Origin of the sequence: Aurantimonas sp. A3-2-R12, assembly GCF_036016755.1 — a bacterium.
Taxonomy (GTDB): domain Bacteria; phylum Pseudomonadota; class Alphaproteobacteria; order Rhizobiales; family Rhizobiaceae; genus Aurantimonas; species Aurantimonas coralicida_A.
The window spans coordinates 22,506-41,025 of sequence record NZ_JAYXIH010000039.1 but is presented as its reverse complement, the minus strand read 5'-3'; the positions used below and the strand labels follow the sequence as shown (position 1 = coordinate 41,025).

Genomic DNA, 18,520 nt, shown 5'->3' with positions numbered 1-18,520 from the left:
AATCTGATGAAACAGCCTTTCCCATAGAGCACCTCCTGCTCACAGAGAATCAAACCGAACATCAAATGGGAACCCGTCGATTCAAATTATTCGCCGGATGCTCTAGTCCGCTGGACGCCACTCAGCGCGTGCAAACCCGCATCGCGGCGGTGAGGCGACTCCTGTTGCTCGAACAATGGCGCCGCGACAACGCCCCCGCTTGGGAGACTTGGTGGACCGACGCTGCTGGCGGCGCATCCACTATGGGCGAGAAAGAAGCGACACCCGGCGGGACAGCAAAGGGCCGCCGCGAGACATTCGCCGAGCACCTCACGCGGCTATCTAATGCAACCAGCGAAGCCGAGCCTTATCGAGGGGCCGCCGACGCCTTGGCGCGGGCTTGGAAGCACGGACGCGAGGCTCGTCGCCTTCAAAAGATACAGGAAGAGCGGGAGGCCATCGCTGGCCATCTAGCGCCACTCAAGTCGCTCGGAGCACTGGCCGATGCGCAGGCACGGCTGGCGATTGAGACCTTATCTGAGGACATTGGGACGATTCTCAAGCGTATCCACTTGACCGAGAGACTGTCGTTCAAGGGGGCCAAGCTCCAGCGCAAAGCGGGCTTGGAGGTCCAAGCCGCCTTCGACGAGGATTTTAAGATTGATGCCACACTCGTTGCTAATACCTCCTGGCTGCGGGCGGTACTGTGGGCATTTCTGTTTGCTCTTCGTGACGAAGCCATCAACCAACTCGGTGCCGACCCTTTGCCCTTGCTGCTGCTGGACGACCCTCAAGCGACGTTCGATGCCGAACATCGTCACCGTTGGGGGCTGGAGATCGTAGGCCTTCAAGCGCGCTCAACGCCAGCTCAAGTCATGCTCGTCACTCATGATGAAATTTTTGTCGAGCTTCTAAAGATCGACGGGGTCGAGGCTCGCGAGGCGATCGTCGTCTCAGCGGGATCCGAACTCGGACGCGCCGGAATCTTCGAAGGGGCCTCGCTCGATCGGAGGTGGAAAAAGGCCATTGACGAGAACACGGCGTCTGCCGGCCAAGATTACATCAGCGTCGTCCGCATTTACGTCGAGGGGCTTCTAAGGCTGATGCTACGGGGAAATGCGGCTGATGTGCAGTGGGCAAACTCCGGCTTCGTCATGGGCGACGCCCGGAATAGAATTAGTGAACTTCATAAGGCTGGGCTTGCACCCTGGGACAAGTCCGAATTCAAGGGCCTCGTCCGCGAACTGGAAAAGGAGAAACCACCCATCAGACATATGGAGATGGCTCACCACTCGGGGCGAATAAATCTCGGCATTGCCGAGGCTCATGGGGTCGAAGAACATTGGCGCAAGAAGCTTTCGCCAGCCCTTAAGCGCGCATTTCAGTTGGCGCGCGACCATCAGCTTATCCACGGGGGCCTGCGCGCGCTTTACGCAAGCGAGCCGAGCTGTGAACTGCCTGAAGGCTATACTGAGAAGATCAAAAGTCTGCGGTTTGAGTTGTTAGGCCGTGCTGCTGCTCTGACCGGAGGCAAAACCGCTGATGGAAGAGTGGAACTCGATCTCTTCGGTGCCAGCACGAAATCGCTCGTGCTTGGCCGTCATTTCGCTTTCCGACTCAATGCGCCCACGCTGGAGCCGGTCGCCCGGAAGGGCGACATCCTGCTAGTGAACGAAATTGGCGAACCGTCCCCACGGTCGCTTGTGGTCGCAAGATGCGAGGACCGCGTTGTCGCGCGGCGTTTTGAAATCGCCGACAACCATAGCGACATCGCGGTGCTTACAGCCCGAGCCGTCAATCCCCGGCAGATTGCACCGCCCATTGTCGTCAAGAAAGCGACGCTCGAGCTGCACAAGGTTATCGGCGTGCTGTTTGACGATAGCCCAACGGCCATAGCGAGCGAAGGCGAGATCTGCGACTGCGGCGGCGAGGCCGTTATCCAGCGCTATGCAACCAATGTGAAGGGTCTCGTGGAGGTTTCTGGGGACAGCGCCGAGCCATCCGCCCTCAACGGCCAGATGCTCATGATCGGCGATCCGATCTCGGCGGAGGACGCCCTGAGTAGCCTGAACGGACGCCCCGTCATCGCCGGCGACATGGCCGATGACCGCTACTTCAAGCGCCTGCGGCGTGGAGAGGGCGGCACCGTCATCTTGGAAAGCCTAGCGATCAACGGCGACTTTGCGCCGGTGGTTCTTACCCATCGAACAGGCGCCGCCTCCGACCTGAAGGAAGTCTGGCCAATATATCGTGTGTTGTTCGAGCGGCCTTAGAAACACTCCAATATTTTGGATGGGTCGGAAGCCAACCCGCGACTCTCGCGCCGTCGCTGCACCGAAGCCGCCATTCCGCTCCCAGCCAAATAGGGGCCCCCAGAGCCCCCACCCTTCCCTCCACCCCGCTTCCCGCATAGCCTCCGCCGGCACCCCCGCGCTCAGCCCCTCGTCGAACCCCGGTCCTGCCTTCCCGTGTCCCTCAAAGCCCGCCTTGCCGCCACCTTGAGCGCCGCGTTCGTCGCGATCCTGATCATCGGCGGGTTGTTGACCTACGATCAGGCGACGAAGAACGTCGCCGCCGAGCTCTCCGCCGCCCGCAGCGTCGCCGCCAACCGGGTCGCCCAGCTCGTCGCCAAGCTGCCCGCCTCGCGCGACACGGCGGCGGAGCTTTCCAGCTTCGTGCGCGCCTTCAACGGCGACCGGCATGTGCAGGTGCTGCTGATCGATTCCACCGGCGCTGTCCGGGATTTCTCCACCCCGGCCAAGGATTACGGCGCCCTGCCGGACTGGTTCGTCCGCCTGCTCGCGCCGGATACCTCGACCACGGTCATGCCGCTGTCGGGCGCCGCCTTGCCGATGACCGCCGTCGCCGTCTCGATCGATCCGCGCAACGAGATCGCCACCAGCTGGACCGATCTTGGCCTCGGCCTCGGCAGCCTCGTCCTGTTCGTGTTGCTCGCCTTCGCGGCCATCTGGGTGGTCGCCGACCGGGCGCTGAGGCCGCTCGGGGCGATCCAGGCCGCCTTCGCCCGCATCGGCACCGGCGACTATGCAAGCCGCGTCGCGCCGTCCGGCCCGCCGGAAATGCGGGTGCTCGCCACCCGCTGCAACGAGATGGCGGCGCGGCTTGCCGAAATTTCCGCCCGCAACCGCCGCCTGTCGGAACAGCTGTTGCGGCTGCAGGACGAGGAGCGGGCCGAGCTCGCCCGCGATCTCCACGACGACATCGGGCCGCTGCTGTTTGCCATCGACGTCGACGCTTCGGCGATCGCCCGCCTCGCCAGGAGCGCCGACGACAAGGTGACGGGCCGCGCCGAGGCGATCAAGACCGCCGCCCATCGCGCCCGTCAGGAGGTACGGCGCATCCTCTCCGATCTGAGGCCCGGCCTGACGCCGGGATTGGGCCTCAAGGCGGCGATCGAGGAACTGATCGCGGAGCTTTCCCGCCGCCACGGCGACGTGGCCTTTTCCGCCGAGCTGGCCGAAGGCGACTGGGGCGGGCCGCTGGAGGTGCTGGTCCACCGGGCGGTGCGCGAGGGGCTGAACAACGCGCTGCGCCACAGCGCGCCGACGCGGGTCGCCGTCCGCGTGGCGCCAGGCGAGAACCATCTCGCCTTCAGCGTCGTCGACGATGGCGGCGGCCTCGCCGAGCCAGGGACAGAAGGCGGATTCGGCCTTCTCGGCATGCGCGAGCGGGTCGAGGCGGCCGGCGGCGAACTGACGATGTCGCAGGTGCCGTTCCCGCCCGGCGTGCGGTTGGAAGGACGGGTGCCGCTTCCCCGTGACAGCGCGCCCCCCGGCGCGGTAGTCTCCGGCATGGGTGGAGACGCGGCATGAAGATCCTGATCGTCGACGATCACACGGTGGTGCGCGACGGCGTCAGGCGGCTGGTCGAGGCGCTGCCGGCCACTGCGATCGCCGAGGCGGAGACGCCGTCCGAGGCGCTGGCGGAGTTCCGCAAATTCCGGCCGGACGTGACCATCCTCGACATCAATCTGAAGAACGGCAGCGGCCTCGACGCCCTGCGGCGCCTGCGCGCCGACGACCCGAAGGCGAAAATCGTCGTGTTCTCGATGTATTCCGACATCGTCTATGCCGCCTCGGCCCGGCGCGACGGCGCGCTCGGCTATGTCTCGAAGAGCGCGCCGACCGACGAACTGCTGGTGGCGATCGAAAAGGCGCTGGTTGGCGAAACCTATGTCGACAGCGAGACGACGGCGCTGATGGCCCGCCACGAGTCCTCCGAGGGGGGAACGAAGGAGCTGTCGCGGCGCGAATTGCAGATCCTGCACATGCTCGGCGAGGGCAAGAGCCTCACCGACATCGCGCAAGGCCTCGGCGTCGCCTACAAGACCATCGCCAACACCTCGTCGCGTATGAAGGAGAAGCTCGGCGTCGACCGCACCTCCGACCTGGTCCGCTTCGCGCTGGAGAGCAAAGGCGGCCGCATGCTCGATCGCGAACGGCCATGAGTTTCGCCGACCCCACGACTTTCGGGAAGACGGGAAGTTATCCCGTTGTAACGCCTGGAAACGGCGGGATAGCGTAGCGCCCAAGCGGTCGGCGCGCGGACGGAAGAGCGCAATCTGTGGCCCATCGCAGGGGAGGAACCAGCGGGTGATGAAACGACTGCCTTTGATGGCATTGGCTGGCCTGCTCGCGCTCTCCGCGACTCCGGCTTTCGCCTACAAGATTTTCGTGTCCAACGAGAAGGGCAACGACATCACCGTCCTCGACTCGGAGAATTTCGAGGTCATCGACACCTTCAAGGTGGGCCAGCGGCCGCGCGGCATCGCCGTCAGCGCCGACGGCAGCCAGATCTTCGTCTGCGCCAGCGACGACGACACCATCCAGGTCTACGACACGGCGACCTACAAGTTTCTCAAGACCCTGCCCTCCGGCCCCGATCCCGAACTGCTGATCCTGTCGCCGGACGGCAAGCGGCTCTACGTCGCCAATGAGGACGACAATCTCGTCACCGCCATCGATCTTCAAACCGGCGCGCGCCTCGCGGAAATCCCGGTCGGCGTCGAGCCGGAGGGGATGGCGGTCTCGCCCGACGGCGCGACCATCGTCAACACGTCGGAAACGACGAACATGGCCCATTTCATCGACAGCGACAGCCACCAGATCACCGCCAATGTCCTCGTGGATTCCCGGCCCCGTTTCGCCGAATACAAGCGGGACGGCTCGGAGGTCTGGGTATCGGCCGAGATCGGCGGCACGGTGAGCGTGATCGACGCGGCCACGAAGGAGATCAAGGCGAAGATCACCTTCGAAATTCAAGGAATCCGCTCCGAGGCGATCCAGCCGGTCGGTGTGCGGATCACCGCCGACGGCAACAAGGCCTATGTGGCGCTCGGGCCGGCCAACCGCGTCGCGGTGATCGATGCCGAGACCTATGAGGTGGTCGACTATCTGCTCGTCGGCCAGCGGGTCTGGCAGCTCGCCTTCTCGCCGGGCGAAACGCATCTCTTCACCACCAACGGCGTCTCCAACGACATCTCGATCATCGACGTCGAGGATGACGAGGTGATCAAGTCTGTCCAGGTCGGGCAGCAGCCCTGGGGCGTCGCCGTCACGCCTGGCGAATGAGTCGGCGGACGGAGCGAGGCGCATAACGCGGACTTTTTGGGAGAGAACCGAGCGATGAAACGAATCTGGCTCTTGCTGATGGCGGCAATCCTCGCCTTCGCGCCGATCACGGTCGTTGCCGCGCAGGACGCGGGAGCAGCCGGAGAGGCGGCCGCTGATAGTGACGACGACGATGACGCGACCGGCGCCGCGATGGTACCGACGGCCGAGGAACTGACCATCCCGAAGGGCTCGGAGCTGATGCCGGCGAGCGCCCTGAACGGCGACCAGATCGGCCTGCCGCCCGTCTCGCTGTCGAGCCAGATCGTCACGCCGCTGGTCCTCGGCGCCCCCGACAGCGAATTCGCCGTCAGCCACACCGACATCTATCTCAGGGCCAACCAGGCCTACCGCTGGGACATCGCCTCCGAAGGCGGGCTCGAGTACAAGTTCCACGCGCCCGGCTTCTTCCGCAATGTCTGGATAAACCAGATCGTCATTGCCGACCTCGAGGTGCATATGGCCGGCCCGCCGGCCTGGCTGGAATTCGACGCGACCGGCGTGATCACCGTGCAGTTTCAGACCACCCGGCCCGGCCGCTACGATTGGTATGTCGAGGGCCTCGACGAAGAACAGGGCATGAAGGGCACGATCACCATCGTTCCATAGCGCGGCATCGGGCGCCGCCAAGGAGCACCCACCGCCACTGTCTTCCCGACCGGCCCCGCGATAGGCTTGCCGGCGGGTCCCACCGACCGCAATGGAGCACGATGGCCTTGGATGCCGCGATCATGACACCCGATCTCAGCGCCGGGGCGCCGGACGCCCCTCCCGCGCTCGACGTTCGTCGTGTCAGCCATTCCTATGGCGACCGCAAGGCACTCGACGGCGTGTCGTTCGCGGTGCCGCAGGGCTCGTTCACCGCCCTCCTCGGCCCCAACGGCGCCGGCAAGTCGACGCTGTTTTCGCTTGTGACCCGGCTGTTCAACGTCCGTGACGGCGAAATCCGCATTCTCGGCCGCCGCCTGAACGAGGAGCCGGGCGAGGCGCTGCGCCGCCTCGGCGTGGTCTTCCAGGCCCGCACGCTCGATCTCGACCTGTCGATCCGCCAGAACCTCAAATATCACGCCGCCCTGCACGGCATGACCGGCGCCGAAGCCAGTCGCCGGATCGCGGAAATCCTTCGCGGCTCCGAACTCGTCGACCGGATGGGCGAGAAGGCGCGCAACCTCTCCGGCGGCCAGCTTCGCCGTATCGAGATCGTCCGGGCCTTCATGCACCGGCCGCGCCTCATCCTGCTCGACGAGCCGACGGTTGGGCTCGACATCCGCTCGCGCGCCGAGATCGTCTCGGAAGTGCGGCGGCTCGTGAAAGACGAAGGCGTCAGCGTCCTGTGGGCCACCCATCTCATCGACGAGATCGACGAGACCGACCGGGTCGTGGTGCTCCACAATGGCAAGGTTCTGGCCGAGGGGAACGTCCCCGATATCGTCGCTGCGGAAAGCGCCGGCTCGATCCGCGATGCCTTTACCCGCCTCACCGGATTGGCCAAGAGCACCGTCGAACCGGAGATGGCCTCGTGAGCACCCCGGCAAGCGTTCCGGCGGACGCAACGCCCAGCGGCTTTCCGCTATCTGCCTATCTCATCTGCTTTCGCGGCATCGTCTGGCGCGAGGCGCTGCGCTTTCTGCATCAGCGCGAGCGCTTCGTCTCGGCGCTGGTGCGCCCGCTGCTCTGGCTGTTCATCTTCGCCGCCGGCTTTCGCCAGGTGCTCGGTGTCTCGATCACGCCGCCCTACCAGACCTACATTCTCTACGAGGTCTACATCACGCCCGGCCTCGTCGGCATGATCTTGTTGTTCAACGGCATGCAGTCGTCGCTGTCGATGGTCTACGACCGCGAGACCGGCGCCATGAAGACGCTGCTCGTCTCGCCGCTGCCGCGCTGGTTCCTGCTCGTCTCCAAGCTCGCCGCCGGCGTCGCGGTCGGTGTCGTCCAGGTCTATGTGTTCTTCGCCATTGCCTGGTTCTGGGAGGTCCAGCCGCATTGGACGGGGTATCTCACTGTGCTGCCGGCGCTGATTCTGACCGGCCTGATGCTCGGCTCGCTCGGTATGCTGCTGTCCTCGCTGGTCAAGCAGCTGGAGAATTTCGCCGGTGTCATGAACTTCGTGATCTTCCCGATGTATTTCGCCTCGTCCGCGCTCTATCCGCTCTGGCGGGTACAGGAGTCGAGCCCGCCGCTCTATACGATCACCCTGTTCAACCCGTTCACGCACGCGGTGGAACTGGTGCGCTTCGCGCTTTACGGCGAGATCAACTGGCAAGCGCTGGCCGTCGTCATCGGCTGCACGGCCGTCTTTCTCGGCGGCGCCATCCTCGCCTACGATCCGGCGCGCGGCCTGATCAGCCGCAAACGCCAGTGAGACGCCACCTGAGCCGCTATCGAAGGGAGGCTTTCATGTCCACGAACGCACACCGTCGGATGGGTGGAACCGCGCTTGTCGCGGGTTCGCTCGCGCTTCTATTGCACTTGGCCGTTCTTCCCGCGACCGCCCAGGACGGCGCGGCGCCGCGCGACATCCCCGAAGGCTTCGTGCTGCCCGGTCCGCCGCCCGTCAACGCGCCGGAAGCCGAGGAGGCGAAGCCGCCGTCGCCAGCCGAAACTCCGGTCAGCCCGATGAGCTTCGCCCGGACACCGGAAAAGGGCACCACCGACTGGCCCTGCATCCAGCGCCGCGTCGAGACGATCTCCCCGGCGCAGATCTGGAATGGCCCGGACGTCGCCAATGCAGCGAATGTCGAGCGGACCGACGCGATGCGAGTGCTGGCCGACCAAATTGTCGCGCGCCGGCTGCCGCTCGATGAAGCCGCAATGATGGTCAAGGACTTCGTCGCCGAGCTTCCCGAGAACGGGCGCGGGGCGACGGCGACCGCGATCGTTACCGACATCCTCGACCGCCTGAACAAGGAGCGCGGCGAGGTGATGGTTGGTATCGAGCGCTACGGCGCCAAGCAGAAGGCGCTGGCGAAGAGGCTGCGCGAACAAAGCAGCGAATTCGCCAGACTGCGGCAACAGCCGGACGCGGCGCCGACCGAGATCGAGAACGCCCGTCAGGCGCTTCTCTGGGACACCCGCATCTTCGACGAGCGTCGGCAGTCTCTCACCTATGTCTGCGAAGTGCCCGTGCTGATCGAGCAGCGCGCCTTCGGCCTTGGCCGGGCGATCGCCAGCGCGCTGTGACCGGACGGATCGAAACGCGCGCCTATTCGTCCGGCCGCAGCTCCGGCTCGGACGGCGCCAGCGCGTAGCCGGCTTCCGCCCAGCCATCGGTGCCGTCCGGATACCAGTGGACGGCCGCATAGCCGGCGCGGATCGCGCGCTTGGCGGCGTTGTAGCTCATCCAGCAATCGCGCAGGCAGTAGATGACCATGGGGCGGCTCTTGTCGCCTTGCGTGACTGCGACGAGCCCGTCGATGAGATAACGCTCCATCGTCGGCGCCAGCTCGCCATAGCCGGTGTCGACCAGCCAGATCGAGCCCGGAATATTGCTGCGTGGCTTCGGCCGCCAGATGGTATCGGCGGGCAGGCCCTTCGGCCGTGGCGCGCGCGGCAGGACGTCAACGAAGGCCGCACCCTCGTCATGCAGCGTCTTGGCGGCTGCCGTATCGACGACGGTACCGCCCGCAAGACTGGGCGGGACCGGCGCGCGATAGGCCTCGGTCCGATAGTCCTCGGGCTCGGGCTGGGGAACGGTTGCGGTAGTTGGTTCTTCGACGGCGATCTCGGGCGCCGGGACCACAGCATCTTCCTTTGCCGACGCTGACGACGGCGCGAGGACGAGCGCCAAGAGTATCCAGATGAGAGCCCTCGTGCGAACCAAGCCAAACAGGCCGGCCGGCGGGCGGGCCGCTCTCATCCCTTCGGCTCCCGCGATTCCGGCGCCGGCTCACCGCTCTTCGACACGATCGGCCGATCCTCTTCGTCGAGCAGCGGCACGCCGTAGGACAACAGGATCTCGTCGATCTCGCCCTGATAATCCTGGATCGCCTGGTTGAGCGTGCGCTTCCACTGCTGGTCGGAGGCGCGGACGCCCATGGTGATCCGGAAGGTCGTCGCCGGGCCTTTGCCCTCGTGCGTCAGCGGCACGACGGCGTAGTCCTTGCCCGACTCCTTGGCGTAATAGCCGGCCATCGGCCCCCAGAGGATCGCCGCGTCGATCTCGCCACTGTCGAGATCGTCGATCATCGCCTTGGCGGAATTGTCGAACCGCGTGTCGATCATCAACTGGTAGGGCTTGGCCTTGCCGATCAGGCCGGCGCGGGCGAGATAGGTCGCCGGCGGCGTGCCGGCGACGATACCGATGCGCTTGTCCTTCAGCTTCGGGTCCGCGATCGTCTCGACGTCGGCGAGATCGCCGTCCTTCGGATAGACCAGTGCATAGGCCGTCCGGTAATAGGCGTTGGTGTTCTGAACCAGCTCGTCGCCCTGCGGATAGCTCATGATGACGTCGCAAAGATTGGAGCCGAGCGTCATCCGCACGAAGCCGGTCGCCTGCGGAAAGTAGGTATAGGACACCGATTGCCGCCCCAGCTTGTCGGCCAGGAACCGGGCGACCTCTTGCTCGAAGCCCGCTTCGGCCTCGTTGGAAAACGGCAAGTTGTTGGGGTCCGCGCAGACCCGCAGCACGTTCGGATCGACGAGCTCGATCTCGCCGCCGAACTCCCGATCCTGGGCCGCCGCCGGTATCGCCAGTGCCAAGGCGCTCGCGATGCCGACAGCCGCTGTGACGAAGCGGATCATCGCATCAAAATCCCAGACAATCGTATTCGGCCTTCTGCCCCGCCTCGTTCTTCTTTGGGCGCTTCGGCTCGCCGCGGCCGACCACTCCGTCGGTGCGGGCCCGCAGGTAGATGTAGATTGCATCCAGTGAGCACATAACGTTGGGATCTTCGCCCCAGGCCGGCATGATCGAATTGCCCGACGAGTTCCACTGGTTCTGCTGACCGCTGACGACGATGCCGACGAAGTCGAAATAGCTCAGGGTCTGCAGCGATTCCGTCAGGTTCGGGGCGAAGGACGAGCCCATCCCGTCCGGGCCATGGCACTGCAGGCAGTTGGCGCCGAACTTCTTGTAGCCCCGCCAGGTGTACCAGTCGGCGGTGCCGTCTTCGGTCATGCTGTAGGTCGGGTTTCCAGCAGGATCGACGAATTTGCCCTCTTCGCCTTCGCTCGGCTGGTTGCCTTCGCTCGCCGTATCTTTCGACGGATGCGCGTCGACCTTCATGGTCTCGCCGCTCGCCATCGCCTTTTCGCCGCTTGCGGTGGAGGCCTCGGCAGGGGCTTCCTTGGCGGTCGTTGTCGTGCCATCGGCCGTTACCGGCGCATCAGCGGCCGGCTTGGCCGCGTCGGGCGCCTGTTGGCCCGCCGGCACGATGGTGGTTCCGTCGCTCTGCGCGAAGGTCAGGCTACTGGCCGATAGAAGCACGACGCCAGCGAACGCAATCAACTTGGAATTCATTCAAACCTCACGGATCGACACGCGGGCGAATCCTCGGCCCGGCTTCTCGGCGATGATGGCAGGGCCCCACCGCCTTCCAAAACGAGGGCCCGGCATCGAGGCCGAAGCCTGATATCGGGCCCTCTCGTCACGCATCGGGGCCCCGCTCCGCAAAGAGTGGGGCCCCCGTCTTGTGGCTTATTTCGCGGCCGTCTGATCCGGAACCGTGAACACCGTCAGCGTGCCGCCGAGGGCGGTGTATTTCGACAGCGCCGCATATCCGCCGACCGCGCCGAGACCGGCAGTGGGATCGGTGAGGCCCGCTGCGAGGCCGATACCAGCCCAGCCGCCGATGCCGGAGAGAACGCCGACATACTGCTTGCCTTCATTCTCGTAGGTCATCACGTTGCCGATGATGCCCGACGGGGTCTTGTACTTGTAGAGCTCCTCGCCCGTGTCGGCGTCGACGGCCTTCAGATAACCCTCGAGCGTACCGTAGAAGACGATACCGCCCTTGGTGGCCAGCGCACCGGACCATACCGAGAACTGCTCCGGCAGCGACCAGACGATCTCGCCCTTACCGGCGTCCCAGGCGATGAAGTTGCCCATGCCGCCATGGCTGTCGGGCGCCGGGTACATCGACAGGGTCGCGCCGACATAGGGTTGTCCGGCCGTATAGGCGACGCGGAACGGCTCGTAGTCCATGCAGACGTGGTTGGTCGGCACGTAGAACAGCTTGGTTTCCGGCGAATAGGCTGCCGGCTGCTGATCCTTGGTACCGAGCGCCGCCGGGCAGATGCCCGTCGAGTTGGTATCCTCGCCGTTCTGCTCGGTCGAATACTCCGCGACCACCTGCGGGCGGCCGTACTGGTCGGATTCCTTGTCCATGACGACTTCGGTCGCCCAGTTGACGGCGGGATCGTACTTCTTGGCGACCAGCAACTCGCCGGTTTCACGGTTCATCGTGTAGGCGAAACCGTTGCGGTCGAAGTGGACGAGCGCCTTGGTCGCGGTGCCACCGACATCGATGTCCGCGAGGATCATCTCGTTGACGCCGTCGAAGTCCCACTCGTCATGCGGGGTCATCTGATAGACCCACTTCGCCATGCCGGTATCGGCGTCGCGGGCCATGATCGTCATCGACCATTTATTGTCGCCCGGGCGCTGCGCCGGGTTCCAGGTCGAGGGGTTGCCGGTCCCGTAATAGATCATGTTCAGTTCGGGATCATAGGCGAACCAACCCCAGGTCGTGCCGCCACCGATCTGCCACTGGTCGCCTTCCCAGCTTTTGAGCGAGGAATCCGCACCGACCGGTTTGCCGAGTTCCGTGGTGCTCTCGGGGTCGAACAGCATCTCGTCGTCCGGACCGGTCGAATAGGCCCGCCAGGCCTGCGAACCGTCGGAAACGTTGTAGGCGGTGACGGAGCCGCGCACGCCGAACTCGCCGCCGGAGATACCGATCAGCACCTTGTCCTTGAACACCATCGGCGCCGCGGTGCCGGTTTCGCCCTTCGACGGGTCGCCATTCTGCACCGACCAGACCTGTTCGCCGGTCGCGGCGTCGAGCGCGACGACGGTGGTATCGGCCTGGTGCAGGATCACCAGATCCTTGCCGCCATCACCCTGTGCGGGCGCGTAGGCGACGCCGCGATTGACCGTGTCGCAGCACATCACCGGAATGACGTTCGGATCCTGCTTGGGCTCGTATTTCCACTTGATCTCGCCGTCATTCTTGGCATCGAGGGCATAGACGATGTTCGGGAACGGCGTGTGCACGTACATCGTGTCACCGACGACCAGCGGGTTGCCCTCGTGGCCGCGCAGAACGCCGGTCGAAAAGCCCCAGGCTGGGACCATGCTCTTGACGTTGTCTTTGTTGATCTTGTCGAGCGTCGAGTAGCGCTGATTGGCGTAGTTGCCCGTGGGCATCACCCACTGTGCGGCGTCGCCCTGCATCTCCTGCAGCTTCTCGTTCGCCGAGGCCCCGGCCCCTAACGAGATGAGCAGGCTGGATGCCAGTGCGGCCTTCGTGATTGTCTTGAACATCTGTGTCCTCCCAAGGAACTGTAGCGGTGACGCGTGACGGCAGGATTGCCGACGAACGTTGAGCCAACGATAGTCTGGGGGAAGGTTTCCGGCAGCGTGTCACGACCGCCAATAGGGGTCTTGGTGGGCACCGTTGATCGACACCTACCGTGGCCTTCGAGGATTCGCAGCGCTCCCAACACTGCGACCTTGAAGCCGGAAACCATGAGGCGATGCTAGTTCGGGAATTTTTCCTGCGCAAGCTCCGAATGGCACTTTTCCTATGTGCGTCGCAGCATTTTTAGGGTGCGTCGCAATATACCATCATTCGGTAGGGCGGGTGCGGTTCACACAGCCCCCGGGAACCTCCTTAATACTTAGCGGCTTGCATGAGATTTGCTTGTCCGGCGGCTGATGCGGCAGCGCGCGCGCCACTGGGCCGACGGCAGGAAAACTGTCCGTCGGCTCTCCAGGCAATGGCACCGCGTCACCAAGCCACATCCCCGTCGCCGGTCTGCGGCGTCTTCGGGCGAGACGGTACGCCTGTGATCGTGTCGAATCGCCGCAGGATGGATCACGTGCCGTGGAACCGCCGGTGGTCTTGCCCCGCAGCGCGCGGGCATGTCTGATGGAACAATGTCGACCTGTCTCACATTCCTCCGGCGCTGCGCGACGGCGACCTTGGTTGCCCTCGCCGCCTCGGCTGCCGCCACCGCCGCATTTGCCGCGCCACTGGCGTTGGAGGAGATCGTCCCCGGAATCTACGTCCACGCCGGTCTGGTCGAGGAGACCAGCCCTCAAAACCAGGGCGACATCGCCAATATCGGTGTCGTGATCGGCGACGACGCCGTGGCGGTGATCGACAGTGGCGGCAGCGTCGCGGTCGCCCGCTCGGCCTTGCAGGCGATCCGTGCGGTCACCGACAAGCCGGTCCGCTACCTCGTCAACACCCATATGCATCCCGATCACATCTTCGGGAACCAGGTGTTCAAGGAGGCCGGCGCGACGTTGATCGGACATCGCAAGCTGCCCGCCGCGCTCGCCGCACGGGCGGATTTCTACAAGCAGTCGATGCGCGAACAGCTCGGCCCGGCGCTCGCCGACGAGGTCACGGTCACACTTCCGGACGAGACCGTAGAGGACGAGCGCATCATCGATCTCGGCAATCGCAAGCTGACGCTGACGGCCTGGGGCACCGCCCATACGGACAACGATCTGACTGTCCTCGACGCGGCAACCGGAACGCTGTTTGCCGGCGATCTCGTCTTCATGAAGCATGTGCCGGCGATCGACGGCAGCATCAAGGGCTGGCTAGCCCAGACGCCGGAGCTCGCGGCGCTTCCGGCAAGCCGCGTCGTACCCGGCCACGGGCCGGCCAGCGCGCCATGGCCGCAGGCGCTCGCGCCACAGACGGCCTATCTTGAAAGGCTCGCATCCGATCTCCGCCAGACGATCGCCGATGGCGTTCCACTCGCCGACGCAGTCAAGACCGCCGGCCGGAGCGAGGCCGGCAAATGGCAAGTCTTCGACGCCTTCAACGCCCGCAACGCCACGGCCGCCTTCGCCGAACTTGAATGGGAATGACCCCGCGCAAGGCGCGGCTTCTGTCCGGCTCTCCAAAGCGATCAAGGCGAATCGATCAAGGCGAGTTGAGACGGCCCTCCCTTGTCCTCGCATGGCAATGCCGTCACATTAGCTGAGGAGCGAACGGGCACTCGCGACGAAAATTGGGAGATTGTCATGCTGGACGCTCATGCTGGGCCGCACCGCCAGGCGACGCACGGGTCCCGTCGGCGGACCTCGCTGGCCAGCGTTCTTTCGCTCGCCGTTTTCGCCGTTTCCGCTTTGACGCTCTCTGGCCCCGCCGCGTTCGCCCAATCGACGCTCTCGCCCGCCGAAGCGGCGGCCGCCGCCATGGAATCCGCCTGGCCCGGCCTGAAGGGCGATCTGTTCGGTGACCGACAGCTGGTCGAGGGCACCGATGCGATCATGCTGGAAGCGCCAAGCCGCGCCACTGACCCGGCGATCGTGCCGATCAAGCTGACGCTCGATCCGGCCATGAACATTCGCAAGGTGACGCTGGTCATCGACGAGAATCCCGCCCCAGTGGCCGCCACCTTCGACATCGCCGAAGGCGCCGGCCTCACCGAATTGTCGACCCGTGTCAGGGTCAACGCCTACACCGTTATCCACGCGATCGCCGAAGCGGCCGACGGCACGCTTTACGTCACCAAGCAATACGTTAAGGCGGCCGGCGGCTGCGCCGCCCCGGCGGCGAAGGACGCGGAAGTCGCCGCAAAGCAGATGGGCCAGATGAAGCTGCGGGCCTTCGCCGCGGCGGATATCGGCGGCACGGCGACGCATGAAGCGCAGCTGATGATCCGGCATCCGAACAATTCCGGGTTGCAGAAGGATCAGGTGACGCTTCTCTATATCCCGGCGCATTTCATCACCGATCTCGCGGTCGACCGGGGCGGCGAGCGCTTGTTCTCGATGACCGGCGGAATTTCGATTTCCGAGGATCCGAGCTTCCGCTTCAACTATCGCGGCGATCTGTCGGTGCCGTTCCACGCCAAGGCCACGGACACCGAGGGCAAGGTCTTCGAAAAGACCTTTGTCCCCGAACAGTCCTGAGGTCTGCCCCAGCCAGGGCGTGCGCGAGCCCACGCGGCTGACGGTATGATGGCGGCCGCGCGCGGCGTTCTCAATCGAAGCAGCGGATTTCCGCTTCGGCCTGGGCCCGCCTGAGATCGCCGATGGCCGACTTGGCCTCGGCGCTGGTGCGGAAGAGGACGCCCTTTTCCCCCGTCACCTGCCCCATCGACAGGAATGTCGAGGCTTCGACGTAGCGCTCATAGCGAAGCAGCGAGGCGACGACATCGAAGGAGCAGGAGCATTGCTCCAGCGCGGTGCGCGTGTTGCCGTTGCTCGCCATGCAGCCGAACACGTAGTCGGCCGTCACGTCGGTCGGATAGTCGGCTGTGGCGGCATTCGGCACGCTGCCGGTCGTCGGGATCTTGAACGCGCCGGCGGGGCCGACAATCCTGTCCGGCGGAAGCGCCGATTGAGCGCTGGCATATCCGGCAGGCAGAAGCAGGGCGGACACGACCATCGCGGCGATCCACCTGATGCGTGAGCGGCTGTTGGCCATCATGTCCTCCCTCCTGCCGTTCTCGCCATTTTCCCATGAGTATGACGGCATCCCGGCCAGGTGAAGGGGTCCGTGGACTTTCGGCTCCCCGCCAAGCGGATACGGGAAAAAGTCCCGCGATCGAAAGACCGGGGGCCGTTCAGGCCGAGCCGGTAAAGCTCCGCCCCTCTTCGACGATCCGCTCCAGCAGCGGCGCGGGTGTAAAATCCGCGCCCATCCGCTCCTCCAGTTCGCGCATCTTCGCCAGAACCACCTCCGGCCCGATCGTGTCGGCGAAGAACATCGGTCCGCCGCGATAAACCGGCCAGCCATAGCCGTTGATCCAGACCACATCGATGTCCGATGCCCTGAGCGCGATGCCCTCGTCGAGGATCTTCGCGCCCTCGTTGATCATTGGATAGACCAGCCTTTCGAGGATTTCGTCGTCGGAGATATTCCGGCGTTTGATGCCCTCCTCGCGCGACTTGGCGCGAATCATTTTCTCCACCAGCCTGGATGGCGAGCCTTTGCGCTTGTCGTCGTAGTCGTAAAAGCCCGCGCCGGTCTTCTGGCCGCGCCGGTCCGCCTCGCACAGCTGCTCGCGAATGGTCTCGCCCTTCGAGGTTTCGCGGTTCCAGCCAAGGTCGAGGCCGGCGAGGTCGGCCATCCGGAACGGCCCCATCGGCAGACCGAAATCGGTCAGCACCCTGTCGACGTCCCAGGGCATCGCGCCTTCCAGGATGAGCTTGTTCGCCTCGCGTTGGCGAGCGTTGAGCATGCGGTTGCCGACGAAACCGTGGCAGACGCCGACCAGCACCGCCGTCTTGCCGATGTCGCGGGCCAGCTTCATCGCCGTGGCGATCACGTCCGTCGCGGTCTTCTCGCCGCGCACCACCTCCAGCAGCTTCATGATGTTGGCCGGCGAGAAGAAATGCAGGCCGATGACGTCCTCGGGCCGCTTGGTGCTCGAGGCGATTGCGTCGATATCGAGATAGGAGGTGTTGGAGGCGAGAATCGCGCCCTTCTTGGCGATGCCGTCGAGCCTGGCGAAGATGTCCTTCTTCACCGCCATCTCCTCGAACGCCGCCTCGATGATCAGGTCGCAATCGGCGAGATCGGACATGTCCAGCGACGGCGAGAGCAGGCCCATCGCCTTGTCGACGTCTTCCGGGCGGATGCGGCCCCTTTTCGCGGAAGCCTCGTAGTTTGTCCGCATGATGCCGGTGCCGCGCTCCAGCGCCTCCGGCTTGGCCTCGACGATGGTTACCGGGATGCCGGCCGAGAGGAAATTCATGGCGATACCGCCGCCCATCGTGCCGGCGCCGATGATGCCGACGGTGCGGATCGGCCGGGTCGGCATATCGGCCGCAATATCGGGGATCTTGGCGGCCGCCCGTGTTGCGCCGAAGACATAGCGCTGCGCCTTCGATTGGATGCCGCCGAGCAGCTCGGCGAAGATGTCGCTCTCGCGCGCCATGCCCTCCGCGAAGGGCAGCCGCGCCGCGTTGGCGACCGCCTCCAGCGCCTCGTCGAAACTGTCGAAGCCCCTCATCTTGCGGCCGTGGGCGGCGCGGGCTTCAGCGATGGCCGCCTCGATGTCCTCGCGCGCCAGCCGGTCGTCTTCCTCGCTGACCTTGCGCAGCGGCCGTCCCTCCCGGAGGATGTCGTTCGCGAACCGCACCGCCTCGGCGCGCAATTCGCCAACGGCCAGTTCATCGACGATACCGAGCATTTGCGCCGTCGCCGCGCCCACCGGGGTGCCGGTGAGGATCATGTCGAGCCCGCGTTTCAAGCCGATCATCCGCGGCAACCGCTGGGTGCCGCCCGCGCCGGGAATGATGCCGAGCTTGATCTCCGGCAGGCCGAGTTTCGCCGAAGGGAGCGCGATGCGGTAGTGGCAGGCGAGCGCCAGTTCCAGCCCGCCGCCGAGCGCCGTGCCGTGCAGCGCCGCGATCACCGGCTTGGGACAGTTCTCGACGATGTCCTCCAGCTCGCGCAGCGACGGGCCTTCCATCGGCTTGCCGAACTCCTTGATGTCGGCCCCGGCGATAAAGGTCCGGCCCTCGCAGATCAGCACGATGGCCTTGACCGCATCGTCGGCGACGGCCGCTTCAATGCCCGCCGCGATGCCCTCGCGCAGCACTTGCGACAACGCGTTCACCGGCGGGTTGTGCAGCATCAGAAGGGCGATGGCGCCGTCATTGTCCAGCGTTGCCGCGTCGTTGATCAGGAGCATGTCGAGCGTATCCATTCGCAATTGCAGCGATCCCGGCGCAGCAAAGGCCGGCGGTTATCCGGGCCGCATGGGTGGCCGGA

The 18,520-nt window shown here is 65.1% G+C and carries 16 protein-coding genes; 10 read left to right on the top strand and 6 right to left on the bottom strand.

Translation table 11 applies throughout. From position 1 onward, the window contains the following. The 8 genes from VSX60_RS17450 to VSX60_RS17415 form a co-directional block, all read left to right on the top strand. Positions 1 to 2,252 (top strand): hypothetical protein (locus VSX60_RS17450; protein ID WP_327625541.1); only part of this gene is annotated, 2,252 nt, incomplete at its 5' end. Between the two features lie 195 nt (positions 2,253 to 2,447). After that, positions 2,448 to 3,812, top strand: a complete 1,365-nt coding sequence (locus VSX60_RS17445; RefSeq protein WP_327625540.1) for a sensor histidine kinase — start codon at positions 2,448 to 2,450, stop codon at positions 3,810 to 3,812. Continuing rightward, on the top strand, positions 3,809 to 4,447 hold the full coding sequence (locus VSX60_RS17440) for a response regulator transcription factor (protein WP_327625539.1): 639 nt from the start codon (positions 3,809 to 3,811) through the stop codon (positions 4,445 to 4,447). Before VSX60_RS17445 ends, VSX60_RS17440 begins: the two co-directional genes overlap by 4 nt. 148 nt (positions 4,448 to 4,595) lie before the next feature. After that, complete coding sequence (locus tag VSX60_RS17435; protein ID WP_327625538.1) at positions 4,596 to 5,570, top strand: YVTN family beta-propeller repeat protein; 975 nt, start codon at positions 4,596 to 4,598, stop codon at positions 5,568 to 5,570. Between the two features lie 54 nt (positions 5,571 to 5,624). Then, complete coding sequence (locus VSX60_RS17430) at positions 5,625 to 6,218, top strand: hypothetical protein (RefSeq protein WP_327625537.1); 594 nt, start codon at positions 5,625 to 5,627, stop codon at positions 6,216 to 6,218. Positions 6,219 to 6,319: 101 nt separating this feature from the next. Continuing rightward, a complete protein-coding gene (locus VSX60_RS17425) occupies positions 6,320 to 7,132 on the top strand; it encodes an ABC transporter ATP-binding protein (protein ID WP_327625536.1) in 813 nt (270 codons plus the stop codon). After that, on the top strand, positions 7,129 to 7,974 hold the full coding sequence (locus VSX60_RS17420) for an ABC transporter permease (RefSeq protein ID WP_327625535.1): 846 nt from the start codon (positions 7,129 to 7,131) through the stop codon (positions 7,972 to 7,974). Before VSX60_RS17425 ends, VSX60_RS17420 begins: the two co-directional genes overlap by 4 nt. A gap of 35 nt (positions 7,975 to 8,009) precedes the next feature. Further along, complete coding sequence (locus tag VSX60_RS17415) at positions 8,010 to 8,792, top strand: hypothetical protein (RefSeq protein ID WP_327625534.1); 783 nt, start codon at positions 8,010 to 8,012, stop codon at positions 8,790 to 8,792. 22 nt (positions 8,793 to 8,814) lie between these two features. On the opposite strand, the gene VSX60_RS17410 is transcribed toward VSX60_RS17415, so the two are convergent. The 4 genes from VSX60_RS17410 to VSX60_RS17395 all read right to left on the bottom strand — a co-directional run bounded on the left by VSX60_RS17410 (position 8,815) and on the right by VSX60_RS17395 (position 13,095). Next, complete coding sequence (locus tag VSX60_RS17410) at positions 8,815 to 9,468, bottom strand: PQQ-dependent catabolism-associated CXXCW motif protein (RefSeq protein WP_327625533.1); 654 nt, start codon at positions 9,466 to 9,468, stop codon at positions 8,815 to 8,817. After that, positions 9,465 to 10,352: a substrate-binding domain-containing protein gene (locus VSX60_RS17405; RefSeq protein WP_327625532.1), complete on the bottom strand. Its 888-nt coding sequence runs from the start codon at positions 10,350 to 10,352 to the stop codon at positions 9,465 to 9,467. Before VSX60_RS17405 ends, VSX60_RS17410 begins: the two co-directional genes overlap by 4 nt. Before the next feature lie 4 nt (positions 10,353 to 10,356). After that, positions 10,357 to 11,070 carry a c-type cytochrome, methanol metabolism-related gene (locus VSX60_RS17400; protein WP_327625531.1) on the bottom strand — a complete coding sequence of 238 codons (714 nt, stop codon included), beginning with the start codon at positions 11,068 to 11,070 and terminating at the stop codon, positions 10,357 to 10,359. Between the two features lie 177 nt (positions 11,071 to 11,247). Continuing rightward, positions 11,248 to 13,095 carry a methanol/ethanol family PQQ-dependent dehydrogenase gene (locus VSX60_RS17395; RefSeq protein WP_327625530.1) on the bottom strand — a complete coding sequence of 616 codons (1,848 nt, stop codon included), beginning with the start codon at positions 13,093 to 13,095 and terminating at the stop codon, positions 11,248 to 11,250. A 615-nt stretch (positions 13,096 to 13,710) separates the two neighbouring features. Between VSX60_RS17395 and VSX60_RS17390 the strand changes: the two genes are divergently transcribed. Then, positions 13,711 to 14,658 (top strand): quinoprotein relay system zinc metallohydrolase 2, encoded by a 948-nt coding sequence (locus VSX60_RS17390; protein ID WP_327625529.1) that lies wholly within the window; start codon positions 13,711 to 13,713, stop codon positions 14,656 to 14,658. Between the two features lie 156 nt (positions 14,659 to 14,814). After that, the gene (locus VSX60_RS17385; protein ID WP_327625528.1) at positions 14,815 to 15,708 is read left to right on the top strand and encodes a quinoprotein dehydrogenase-associated SoxYZ-like carrier; all 894 of its coding nucleotides are present in this window, start codon (positions 14,815 to 14,817) and stop codon (positions 15,706 to 15,708) included. A 70-nt stretch (positions 15,709 to 15,778) separates the two neighbouring features. Here the strand turns inward: VSX60_RS17385 and VSX60_RS17380 are convergent, their stop codons facing one another. Beyond that, the gene (locus tag VSX60_RS17380) at positions 15,779 to 16,090 is read right to left on the bottom strand and encodes a hypothetical protein (protein ID WP_442873117.1); all 312 of its coding nucleotides are present in this window, start codon (positions 16,088 to 16,090) and stop codon (positions 15,779 to 15,781) included. A 274-nt stretch (positions 16,091 to 16,364) separates the two neighbouring features. Beyond that, a complete protein-coding gene (locus VSX60_RS17375; protein WP_327625526.1) occupies positions 16,365 to 18,440 on the bottom strand; it encodes a 3-hydroxyacyl-CoA dehydrogenase NAD-binding domain-containing protein in 2,076 nt (691 codons plus the stop codon). Between the last annotated feature and the right edge of the window lie 80 nt (positions 18,441 to 18,520).

Coding starts and splice junctions, on each gene's coding strand:
- VSX60_RS17435 (WP_327625538.1), top strand. CDS start 4,596: ATGAAACGACTGCCTTTGATGGCATTGGCTGGCCTGCTCGCGCTCTCC.
- VSX60_RS17405 (WP_327625532.1), bottom strand. CDS start 10,352: ATGATCCGCTTCGTCACAGCGGCTGTCGGCATCGCGAGCGCCTTGGCA.
- VSX60_RS17385 (WP_327625528.1), top strand. CDS start 14,815: ATGCTGGACGCTCATGCTGGGCCGCACCGCCAGGCGACGCACGGGTCC.
- VSX60_RS17400 (WP_327625531.1), bottom strand. CDS start 11,070: ATGAATTCCAAGTTGATTGCGTTCGCTGGCGTCGTGCTTCTATCGGCC.
- VSX60_RS17425 (WP_327625536.1), top strand. CDS start 6,320: ATGGCCTTGGATGCCGCGATCATGACACCCGATCTCAGCGCCGGGGCG.
- VSX60_RS17415 (WP_327625534.1), top strand. CDS start 8,010: ATGTCCACGAACGCACACCGTCGGATGGGTGGAACCGCGCTTGTCGCG.
- VSX60_RS17440 (WP_327625539.1), top strand. CDS start 3,809: ATGAAGATCCTGATCGTCGACGATCACACGGTGGTGCGCGACGGCGTC.
- VSX60_RS17430 (WP_327625537.1), top strand. CDS start 5,625: ATGAAACGAATCTGGCTCTTGCTGATGGCGGCAATCCTCGCCTTCGCG.
- VSX60_RS17410 (WP_327625533.1), bottom strand. CDS start 9,468: ATGAGAGCGGCCCGCCCGCCGGCCGGCCTGTTTGGCTTGGTTCGCACG.
- VSX60_RS17390 (WP_327625529.1), top strand. CDS start 13,711: ATGTCGACCTGTCTCACATTCCTCCGGCGCTGCGCGACGGCGACCTTG.
- VSX60_RS17375 (WP_327625526.1), bottom strand. CDS start 18,440: ATGCTCCTGATCAACGACGCGGCAACGCTGGACAATGACGGCGCCATC.
- VSX60_RS17395 (WP_327625530.1), bottom strand. CDS start 13,095: ATGTTCAAGACAATCACGAAGGCCGCACTGGCATCCAGCCTGCTCATC.